9 protein-coding genes are annotated in these 11,831 nt (G+C 33.8%); all 9 read left to right on the top strand.

Features of this window, described 5'->3' with window-relative positions:
- A partial coding sequence (locus AC3WOM_RS05015) for a hypothetical protein (RefSeq protein ID WP_492445375.1) occupies nt 1–193 on the top strand: 193 nt, incomplete at its 5' end.
- A 221-nt stretch (nt 194–414) separates the two neighbouring features.
- Nucleotides 415–918: a hypothetical protein gene (locus AC3WOM_RS05010; protein WP_492445373.1), complete on the top strand. Its 504-nt coding sequence runs from the start codon at nt 415–417 to the stop codon at nt 916–918.
- 65 nt (nt 919–983) lie between these two features.
- Nucleotides 984–1,460, top strand: coding sequence for a hypothetical protein (locus tag AC3WOM_RS05005; protein WP_492445372.1), 477 nt, complete (start codon nt 984–986; stop codon nt 1,458–1,460).
- Between the two features lie 245 nt (nt 1,461–1,705).
- On the top strand, nt 1,706–2,248 hold the full coding sequence (locus tag AC3WOM_RS05000; protein WP_492445370.1) for a hypothetical protein: 543 nt from the start codon (nt 1,706–1,708) through the stop codon (nt 2,246–2,248).
- On the top strand, nt 2,245–3,000 hold the full coding sequence (locus tag AC3WOM_RS04995) for a hypothetical protein (RefSeq protein ID WP_492445368.1): 756 nt from the start codon (nt 2,245–2,247) through the stop codon (nt 2,998–3,000). Before AC3WOM_RS05000 ends, AC3WOM_RS04995 begins: the two co-directional genes overlap by 4 nt.
- A 187-nt stretch (nt 3,001–3,187) precedes the next feature.
- Nucleotides 3,188–4,186 carry a YomU family phage tail tube protein gene (locus tag AC3WOM_RS04990; protein ID WP_492445366.1) on the top strand — a complete coding sequence of 333 codons (999 nt, stop codon included), beginning with the start codon at nt 3,188–3,190 and terminating at the stop codon, nt 4,184–4,186.
- Between the two features lie 389 nt (nt 4,187–4,575).
- Entirely contained in the window at nt 4,576–5,091 is a 516-nt protein-coding gene (locus AC3WOM_RS04985) for a hypothetical protein (RefSeq protein WP_492445364.1), read from the top strand.
- 162 nt (nt 5,092–5,253) lie between these two features.
- Nucleotides 5,254–11,235 (top strand): peptidoglycan DD-metalloendopeptidase family protein, encoded by a 5,982-nt coding sequence (locus tag AC3WOM_RS04980; RefSeq protein WP_492445362.1) that lies wholly within the window; start codon nt 5,254–5,256, stop codon nt 11,233–11,235.
- On the top strand, nt 11,235–11,831 hold the full coding sequence (locus tag AC3WOM_RS04975) for a distal tail protein Dit (RefSeq protein ID WP_492445360.1): 597 nt from the start codon (nt 11,235–11,237) through the stop codon (nt 11,829–11,831). Before AC3WOM_RS04980 ends, AC3WOM_RS04975 begins: the two co-directional genes overlap by 1 nt.

The following is an 11,831-nucleotide window of genomic DNA, read 5'->3' as shown; positions in this document are numbered from 1 at the left end:
GAAGGCGTTGTTGCTGTCGCTACGCTTTCGCACAGATAAATTGTCACAGGACGTGACGCACTTAGTCTTCGTTCCTCCAGCGCAGGAAGCGGCTCGTCGCTCGCCCACAGGAAGCCTTGCTCTGCGCGAAAGCGAAGCGTCAGCGGCAAAGCGAGTAGCCTGGAACGGAAATCACCTTCATTTGAATGAGTAGTATTCACCAAGAACCCCTTGACCATTTAGTTTTTCAACACTATCTATTGACTATAGTCAATAGTAGCATAAGCAATTTTAATTTGTAAATTTTTAAATTATTTCATTTAAATTAATCTTTAAGATTTAATAGATAAATTAATTTAAAATATTGATTTATTTTCAAATTGAATTATAATAGGTTAAAGCATAAAATTTGGAAAAATAAAAGGGGATGTTGTGATGGCTTATCAAACATATAAGGATGCAAAGTATAGTCAACTTGTGCTATCAGATGTAATCGTTATTAAAGAGCTGTTAACTTTTAGAGGCTCTATCGATGATACCAGCTTTAATCAAGGGGCATGCGCGACCAATTCATTGAAATTAAATACAGAAGTTATTAGCTTATTTGCAGATTTAGATGAATTAATTAAAAAATCTTTAAATAAAGAACAAATTAAATTACTTCATTATATCGCTAAAGATTACTCCTACTATACTATAGGGAAAATTTTAGGAATACCCGTTAAAACAGTAGGTAGTAAATTTAAGACAATTTGTTTACGAATAAAGCAGGAAAATGATCGACAATGGCGCAAAGCAACCTATATTAGTAAGTTACAGTTAAAAACGAAGAGCTGTAGTAAATGTAAAGATATTCTCCCTGCTACAGATGAATTTTTTAGTGTCAATAACAGTAGTAGGGATCTCCTCCATTCACAATGTAAAAAATGCAAAAAATAGGCCTGGGCGAAAAAAGTGGATTTTACCCTACACCAGCCAACCTAATATGTAGAAGGAGAAATAATATGAAATTACAATTACCTAATTCGATCATTGAATTGCGCATGGAGCTTCCTATAGAAGAAAGAGTTCAATACATACAATCGCTTTTAGAAAAAGAAACAGTGGTTTATCGAGGGAAAGAGATTACATTAGACGACTATCTTAGCATAACTGCTCAAACCTATCATACAATTATAATTTTAGACATGCTTGCCTATTACATAACTAAAGGATATTTTACAAGGGATGAACTTTTACTTGAACAAGAGAATTTAACATTTATGAAAGAAGCAAAAAAGCGTCATAAAAGAAGCAGGCAAATTATGAAACTATTGAGAAATCGCAATACGCACCATCGTTTACAGGATAATTACGTGCTCTCTCATCATAAGCTGAAAGAGATGGCAAAGGGCTCTAGCAGACATAATACATTTTCAGGTATATCCTATTTTGAAGCGATTAGCTTTGGGATTGAAGATGCAGAAGAAGATTTTATCTAATAAGTGAATTAATACAAATTATGAAATTTTCTAATTGGGCTGTACATTTTACAGCCCCATAATGAAGGTTTCATATAAATAGAGGATAAATTAGAAGTAAACCTCATTTGACTATCTTCTATAATACATGAAAGAAGGTGATGCCCATTGTATGAATAAATTAATGTAAAAAACAAATATTTTATTGTTATTTTCTATATTGAAACCTTCAAAAATAGCACTCTTCTTTAGGAGGATAAAGGAGAATGAAAATCGTAAAAACAATAACTGAATTTTATCACTCATTAGTAAATGATGAGAAGCTCCTCCGTTTACTATACTACATGCCAAAAGATATAGAGGATGATCCTCTCGATCCTTTAAAAATGAATGTCTCACAATTACCTGAGAAAGATCGTATTCTTCAAAATGTATTAGTTATCGGTGATAAAACTAGTGATTTAGCGTTGGAAACAAATACTTGTAGAATTTGTTTCTACACGGGTTCACGTATGCCTCAAAAAAGTTATCTGAAAACCAGCAACCAATTTACAGATAACCCGTATTCAAGTACCCAGCAATATATCTTTGATATTTATACACCTGCTTCTGCCAACAATATTGATTTTCGACTTGATTGGCTTGGTGAGGTACTTAATGAGGTATTGTTTCAGGAGGACATTGAGGAATTTGGGGATTTAAGATTCCATAGTGGGCTTCCAATCACAACTGTTCCAAATGGCTTTGTTGGTTATCGTTGGACCTATATCATGCCCTCTGGACAACAACCGATGGGATTTAAATCATGAATATGGTCACTAAAAAGGCATTTGGAAAACCAATTACATATAAAGGGTTAACTATTTATCCTGTAAAAATGAAGGATGCAGATGAATTTTATGAGGCTGTACAATGCTTACTTTTACCTAAAAACGACTTTCAGCAGCCAGAAATCGTCAGAATGTCTTACTTATTATTTTTACTCACGATGACGCAGAACGAGGATGGACAAATCTTACTTGAAAAATTAATTGCCTTATATCGTTTAGTTTTTAAAACAGAGGACATACAAATATCGATAAATGAAAAAGGTATGGTCTTGATAACGGTCAATGGCATTTCATTGCATGAGCGTGATTTTGATAAAATTAAAACTTTTATTAGTGAGCAAAATCTAATTGATTTAGAGGATGAATTTATCGACCCAGATACAAAAAAAGCCATTCAAGAAGCAAGGGCATTTATGGCAAAAAGAAAAACAAAGCAGGCTGACTTAGAGCAGCAAATTATAGCTTATCATTGTAAATCTGGACTCCCCTACCATGAAATTGAACACTTAACGCTTTACCAATTCCATAAAGGATTAATTCGAATGGACTATATGGTAAGCAGTGATGCCATTCTCAATGCTCGATACTCAGGCATGGTTGAATTTAAAAATGAGCAAGACCTTCCTCACTGGCTAAGTCATATCGAGGAGCCAAAGAAAAATGAGGATGTCATTATCACAAAATCAGCATTTGATCAACAAATGAAAAAACTAGGGCTTGCCTCTAGTTAAAATCAATTACGCCCCAGCGTAATTGCGTCCGGATTTTTTTCGAGCTCGCTCGAAAAGCTCCTCTTCAAAATCCGTGACAAACGCCCACTGGATAGGAATAAAATCGCAATCATCTCGCCCACCTATAGTGGTGGAAGTATTCAGCTGAATCAAGAAAAAACAAACACAAAAAGGACGGTAATCTTTTATGACACAACAAAATCAATTTTTAACTTCAGTAGCAAATGTTCGTTTATTTGATCGCTTAACAAATGAATTAATTCTAAATGGTAAAACATTACTAAATTCATCCATGACTCAGGCTATTCAAACACAGGCTATCCATGCTGGAAAAGGCTCTAAAAAGGTATATGAACTGAACTATCAAAAGGAATTAACATTCTCTATTGAAGATGCTGCTTTCGACACTGCCTATATCGCTTTACAAAATGGTACAGAAATTAACCACCAGCTGGCTGAGTACTATATAGACGAAATTATTTTACTTGATGCCAATGGTAAAGGTACGCTTGCCGAAACACCTATTGGTCAGGTCCATGTTGAACAGTTAAATGGCACATTCACACAATATGCGCCTGCTGGCAAAGAGATTACGGTTCCTGCATTGGCTGGTAAGGAAGTACAGGTGGTCTATGCTGTTCAGGAGATGATGGATACAATTGAAATCTCTGCTGATTCCTTCCCTAAGGCTGTACGTATGGAATTAAATGTAGATATCCGTTCGAATAATGGTAAAACAGGTGAAGTTATTATTGAAGTGCCAAACTTCAAGCCGAATGGTGCCGTTGAAATTTCTATGACTCATGAGGGTGTAGCATCTTCTTCTCTAGCAGGTAGCTCACTTGCAGATAAAAAAGGAAACTATGCATATATTAAGCTTCGAAATTTATCTGAGGAAAAAGTACAATTTACTGCATTAGCTGCAAATCCATCACGCCTAGTTCTAGATTCTGCTGTTGCTGGAGATTCTCAGCGCATTTCAGTATTAGGTATTCGTGGTGCAGGCTATAGCAATGTACTTTTACAAAATAGTGATTTAACGTGGACATCAAAGGCCCCAGCAATTGCAAGTGTTAGTGCAGATGGTGTCGTAACGTTAGGTGCCTCCGCAAAAGCAAATGATCAAACAATGATCGAAGTAACCGATGGAACATTTATTGAAACTATTGCTGTAGATGTTATTTAAATAAATTAATGTAAAAAGGGTAGAGATTAAATTCTCTACCCTTTCAATTTAACTTCTTTCAGCAAATGTTTTTTGTATCGAAAGCATAGCAGCAGATGTTTTATGCGCGTAAGCGTAGCGGCAGATACAGAAGTCTCTTACCTCTATAGGTGGTGAGATGAATGCGGGTTTAGGTTGCTTTTCAGTATGGTGTCCAAACACCTACTGAAAGAAGTTAAAGCCTCTGGCAGATGTCACGGAAGCGGAAAGGAGTTAATAAAGGATGTTAGCCTAAAATCATCGCATCCATGCGATAACGGCTAGCTGACCTGCATCACGCAGCCCTAAGCACAAAGCCGATTCCAGACGCAATTATGCCGAGGCATAATTGATTATAAAGGAGCTTAAAAATGACAAAACGTGAAACAAAATTAACGTTAGCAGATATTCAAAAAAGTGCAGATGCCTTAAATAAGAAGCAAAAATTTTATATCGATAAAGAACAAGGAAAGTTTATCTATTACTATCCAAAGTTTAGTAAACGTAAAATTACGATATTGATCAATGATTTAGCTGACTCGCTTGAATATGCTCAGCAGCATAAGCTGGAATACTTTGAAAATGATTATGAGCTAAATAATTATATCTTCTTTTTAATCATTAAGCATTTTACGGATTTGCAAAGTGAGTTAAAGGATAAGCCCATTGAAACACATTTTGCCACGATGAATTATCTCGTGGATATTGGATGGTACGACATATTTTTAACGAAAATGTTTACAATGCAGGAAATTTCCAATGTATTAGAGGAAATTAATAAACGATTGCACTTAAGCATTAAATTTTTAGAAATGGAAAAAGAGTACTTCAATATTTTACAAGCAACTGCTACTAAGGACTCCGAAGGAACTTCTGATGATTTTTAGCCTCTGCCCATAAATAGTTAAAATTTTGAACTACTCCCCTACCTTCTTTGGGTGGGTACTTGAATATTTTAGGATATTTACTGTTTTATACAACAATAAAGAAAGATGAATCGATCACTGCCTTGTAATGATCGGTTGTCTAAAATTAGGAGGGAAAATCGATTGAGTACTGGTGGTGGACAAACAAAACCAATAGAGCTATTAGCCGCTCTAGGTATCAATGACGATATTTCAAGAAAAAATATACAAACTTACATCAAACGATTAAAAAACATACCTGCAATTAAGATGAATTTAGATGTAAACGGACCTAACACTCAAATTTTAATAGAGTTTGAAAAGCAATTACAAGCCCTGGAGCAGCAACTACAGAGCGTTAACCAAAAATATCAAGAAATCGGAAGTGGCTCAACCCCTTCTCTCACATTTTTTGATGAATTAAAGAAGCAGATTTCCCACTCTGTGAAATCAATTAGCTCCCTTTCTAAAGCCTTTGGTGATGCCAACATCAATGTCAGCAAATTTTACAAGCAGCTAACAAAAACCCCAGCTGGTGATCTACGGGCATTAGAAAATATTGTATCTAAATTAAAAACAGAAGTAGAGACAATCAGTGTAAATCACATTCAGTTCGAGGGCATCCAAGAAACACTCGCCAATCTACAAGCCTTAGAATCCAATTTATATACGATATATGAATTAAATAAGACATATGCAGATACAGCCAATTTCGAACAACTAACTTCCCAAATAACAGATTTAAACACCCAGCTATCCAATATTCAGCTTGGTGAAGGCTTAAACATAGCAGGATTATCAGACATCCCACAACAACTAGAAAAGATTAACCAAGGTATCGAGGCCTTTGGAAAAAATACAGCAGCTGCAGCTCAAAGTTCTACTTCTTTTACGTCTTCTATTATGAATGGGTTAGGTCACGCATCCACATTAAAAACAGTTGCAGAGGATGTTACAGGTGCAACTTTTTCCAGTAAGCAACTTTTAAGATTTAATCTAGCTGGAGTTGCCTTTGGTATTGGGGAGTTTGCATTGGAACAAAAAGAAAAAGCAAAACAAAAGCTTGAGGAATTAAAGACAGAAGAACATGAAATATTGAACGCCTTTACATCAAACGCAAAAGAAATCGATGGCATGGTAAATAAATATGCACAATTAGAAAAATCAATGGCATTAGGAAATGCTGATCCCACTGTCCTGGCCGACTATCAGGAAATTTCTAATCGACTAGGTGAACTCTTACCTCATATTGTTAACCACGAAGATGAATATGGTAATAAAATAATTGGCTCTTCAGAGGCTCTAAAAGTAAAAATCGAACTTTTGAAAGAGCAACAGGCTTTAGAAGCACAAATTGCTGAACAAGAAGCAAAAGAAAAACGTGATGAAAATATTGATACACGTAAAGGAGCTATTTCTGATCTTAAAGACAAGCAAAAAACTATAGCCCAAAATGCAGCTATAATCTTAGACTCCAATATGGCTTCTAACATCCTAAATAATGAAAAATTTTCGGATGATAATGGTAAACCATTACTTAAAACGGCAGCAGATTTTGAAAAAAAATTAAACGAAATAAAAAAGCTACAATCCATTGCTGAAAAAAGCGGCAATAATGACTTAGTTAACTACTATCAACAACTAAGCAACGATGTTAATCACTTCATGGAGGAAATAGCTGATAATGAAGCAAAACTAAATCAAAAAATTTCAGCTCAAAAATCTGACTATATTTCCAATCTTGCTTATATTATTAATGAAAATGATAAATTAACAGATAGTTTAAAGAACAACGCTGAGGGTTTTGCAGCGCAGTTAATTGATGTTACGGATGTAAAAGATTTAGATACATTACAAAATTCTTTAACAGCATTATTTTCAAACGAGAACGCCTCTACATTAGTAAATGATGTTATAGGTTCTTTTCAAAATATGGAGAATGCAACTACTGAAACATTTGACTCCATGGCAAGTAGTGCTAAAGATAAGCTGTCTAATGTTAAAGCTGAATTAACTGGGTTAGGCTTAAGTGAAGAAGAAGTAAGCAGCATTATGAAATCTCTAAATTTACATTACGATGACACAATTGCAACTCAAAAGAAATTGTCTGTGGAAATGAGAACCAATAATTTAACATTCGCTGAAGCAAAAGAAAAAATGTTTGGTTACAACAAAGAATCAGAAAAATTGACAACGATTTATGAACAACTAGCAGGTGTATCTCAGAAAAAAATAAATGACACTTCAGATTTATTATTCCTATATGAATCATTAACTAATCAGTTAAATGGATATACTGAAGAGGAAATTAGAAACCTTAGTCAAAAAGGTTATTTAACAGCCGAAGAGCAACGCCTTGTAAACACATTACTAAATCGTGATCAAATCATGAATAACTTGAATTCACTTTATCCCTATCTTCTAGATCAAGACGGCAAAGCAATAGCATTAAGTGAAGAAAAAATTAAAGCTATCCAAGCTGAAAATCAAGCTAATGAGACACTATTAAAAGCATACCAATTAGCTCGAGAAGGAAAATTAAATGATGAACAATTAATGACACTCTCATCCGCTCAAGGTATTCAAAATCGAATTAAAAACATTGAAAGTGAAATACAAGCATTAACTCTTTTACAAGAGGCTCAAAATATAAAAATAACAAGTAAAGAGTTTATTGAAGGTGTTGAGGACGGAAGTATAAAGCCTTCGAATCATTCCTTTTATATACCACCTGAAATAGAAATAGCTTCAAAAACAAAAAAGTTAAGCGAGTTACGTACACAGTTACATGGTATAACAGATAACTTAAACAAAACTATAATAACTACAAAAAAATCTACACAATCATCAAATACATTCAATAAAGAGACTACAAAATCTATTTATATTTCTGATAAATATAAACAATCCTTAGAAAACCTCAACCTTGAGATTCAAAAGCAAGTAAAAATTCAATCTACTTTACCAAAGCATTCTGATGAATATCGAAATTCACTACAGGCTCAACTTGTGCTTGAAAGAGATAAATTAAATTTACTTGAAAACCAAGAAAAATCGCTTAAATCTCAAATTTCTTCTGGAAAAATTAATAAGACTGGAACGGTTTCAAATGCTTCCACAACTACTACATCTCAAAAGTTAAGTGGTTGGTCGGGTAAAATATCAAGTAACTTTGGAAATAGAATTTTAAACGGTGAATTAGATAATCATCGTGGCATAGATATTGCTATGTCTCGAGGAACTAAGGTAGATGCAAACATTAGTGGCAAAGTAATTGCTAGTGGTCGAGCAGAAGATAATGACTATCATTCATCCTACGGTAATATCGTTGTTATTCAAGATGCTAATAATTTAAAACATATTTACGCTCATTTAGATAAAGCAGTTGCTAAATTAGGTTCAACAATTGAAGTAGGACAGCAAATTGGAACTGTTGGCTCAACTGGTAACAGCACTGGTCCACATTTACATTATGAAATTAATAAAAATGGAAGTGTACCAATTAACCCCATTGATTACCTAAATAATGCAAAATCAGGCACTGTTAGTTCAACAAATTATACTGCTGTAGAAACAACTCTACAGGCCATCGATCAGGCAAAATCAGAATTAGCACGGATGCAAAGTGACGTTCTTAATCAAAAAGAAGTAATTGCAAAGATTGAAAAAGATATTATTGATTCCAAATTATCTTATTTTGATTCGAAACGTGGCAACATTCAATCTAATTTGGACTACGAAGATGCGAAGCTAAAATTGGTCGATAAAAGCTCTAGTCGATATACAAAGACAATCGATTTACAAACGAAGTATTTAGAGCAAAAGCAAGCCGTTAATAATGAGGAATTAAAATACATAGAAGATTTAATACATGATGGTTCTTTATCCGCAGTCACGCTCGATGAGATGAAGGGCAAATTATTGGAATTAAAGACGGAAATGCTTGACACAAATAATGCTATTTCACAAATGGCATTGAATAAGCTTGACATATTTGAATACCAACGAAGTCTACCTGAATCCCAGCTTGACTATGAAAATGTCAAAATTAAAGAGCTAGATACGAATTCCGCAAGATATGCGAAGACATTACAGCTAATGACCATTTATATGAATCAAAAACAAAATGTTAATCGTAATGAGTTGAATTATTTACAGCAGCAGATTGCAAGTGGTACACATTTTGGTGAAATGTTAGAAAAGCTAAAAGAGCGTTATGTTGAACTAACGACTGAAATGAAGGCTTTAGACATCGAAATTCGCGAAAAAAATTATGAAATCATCCTAAACATTAAAACCCAGTATGATGAAAAAAATGATGACATTCAATATCAAATTGATAGAAGTAAAATTATTCAATCCATGTATGATGAGGGTTCAGAGGATGCGAAGCAAGAAATAAAATTTCAGATTGAAGGAACGTACGAATTACAGAAAAATACTTCCCAAGAAATAGAGAAATTAAAAAAGAGCTTACATTTTGATTTAAATCCAGAGGATATAAAAGCTACAGGTAAGGATATAAATGAACTTCATTTACGGGAGCTCCAACAAGAAGCTGAAATAAAAGGCTATGAAAAACAAATTGAAGATAGTGAAAAAAAAGTAGTAGATGAACTTGCCAATAAATTATTTAATGCCTACAAAGAATATATACAAGAAAAACGGGATGCTCATATAAAAAGCATCGACGAGGAAATTAAACGGGAAAATGAACGTCACGACAAGGTCATGGACAATTATAAAAATGAGATGGATTTATTTAGAAAAAATGTCCAGGATAAATTACAGCTAATTGATCGCCAAGAGTCACAACGTGATTATAATCAGGATATTAATAAACTTGAAAAAGATCGCAATGATATTCAAGGACAATATAATCTACTTCTTCTCGATAATTCACATGAAGCAAAGGCAAAACGGAAAACGTTACAGGAGCAGCTTCAACAAATTGATGAGGAAATTTCCGAAAAACGTCATGACAGAGAAATTGAGCTACGAAAAGAATCCTTAAATGATCAGTTAGAGGCGAAAGAAACAGAAATAAGTGAAAAAGAAGAATTAGAAACAGAATATCATGAAAAAGAATTAAATTTACTAGATGAGAAAAAACAATATTGGGAGCAATATTATACAGATCAGTTAAATAATGAACGCAAATTGGAAGAGATTAAAGAAAAAATTCGTAAAAAGGAATTTGAATCTTTAAAACAGGAATTCGAGAAATATAAAGCTGAGTTAAAAGAAAGTATGCCTGAGCTAGAGAAAACTCTTACTGAATCTATGGAAGTGGTAGGAAAAGCTATAAGACAAAATGTGATTGATGAATTAGATAATGCAATAAAAAAAATTGAAGAATTTAAGCCGCTAACAGAGGCAAAAGGAGATTTTGGTTCTTCAAATAATTATAATAATCCTGAAAACAAATCGACACTAATCGAAGGAGATATGCAAGTTCTGTTGGGTAAATTTATGACAGATGTTCTTGCTAAGAAAGAAACAAATTCTATACGTCAGGCAAATATTCGGGAAAAGGCACATAATTTAGCGAATGAGGGAAGGATAAAAAATAATTCACAAATACCTATAAATATTGACTTTAATGACTACATAACGAGTACATTATCTGATGCTGATCGCCTTAAGTTAAGTCAATATTTTAAGGAGCAAGCTAATAAAGTTGTCATTACGCCTGATCTCCAATCACTTATTGAAAGGCAAGCGGATCTCTTAAAGTTAAAAGGTAGGAGTTATGTTTTACAGAACTCCGCTTCTGCCCTTCAAGGAGGAATTACAAATTATTCAAGCAACGGCATTGATGGATTAGGTGGTAAAGCAATGATTGTTCATCCAAATGAATTAATTAACTCCCCTATCGATACCAACAACTTGTTGTCAATGGCGAATATAATGGAAAGAGCAGGCTTATTTTTCCGCCCACTATTTGATCGACTTCCATCATTCACTAATACCTTTAGCACTGTTCAAGCCGCTTCTGCTTCCACCTACGGAGATATTAATATTGAATTTAACATAGACAAAATGAATGGTGATATGAATGATTTAACGAAATTCAGTAAAATGATTAATACCGATTTATTACGTAAGAGAGGGATGAGAAATTAGTGTTAGAATCAATTCATTTTATGTATGACAATATCTCATCAAAGGATATGGGCGTTTATATAGGATGGGCTTCAGGCAATTTATTTGAAGAAAATTTCCTCCCCATACGACGAATTATTGAGAAAAAAGTCACTAATAATGAAATACCTTACTTTCAGAGAGTGGAACATGAACCACTCTCTTTTAAATTATCTTTTTATTTGGAGAATTGGATAGATGATGAAGACTTAAGAAAAATTGCACGTTGGCTTTTTCAGCCATATTATAAGCCACTGGTCTTTGATCATCATCCGAATCGAGTCATGTATGCTCTTGTAGAAGGTGATTCTACCTTAATCCATAATGGGCTTAAACAGGGTTATGTGGAATTAACAATCAGATGCTCCTCCCCCTATACTTATTCTCATGAACAAATTATGGATAATATTGAATTCAGAGAATTAAATAAAAGCTACCTATTAAAGGATGACATCTCTACATTTGCTCAAGGTGAATGTCAAAATGTGAAAATCACTGCAAATGGACTAACTATTGATGAGATAAATAACACTTGGGGCATTCTGTATGCCAATACTAATCATTGGAGTGATATATAA

Source organism: Lysinibacillus sp. FW301-JW8, from assembly GCF_058788755.1.
Note: the sequence above shows the minus strand (reverse complement) of the source record. Positions and strands in the feature narration are given on the sequence as shown.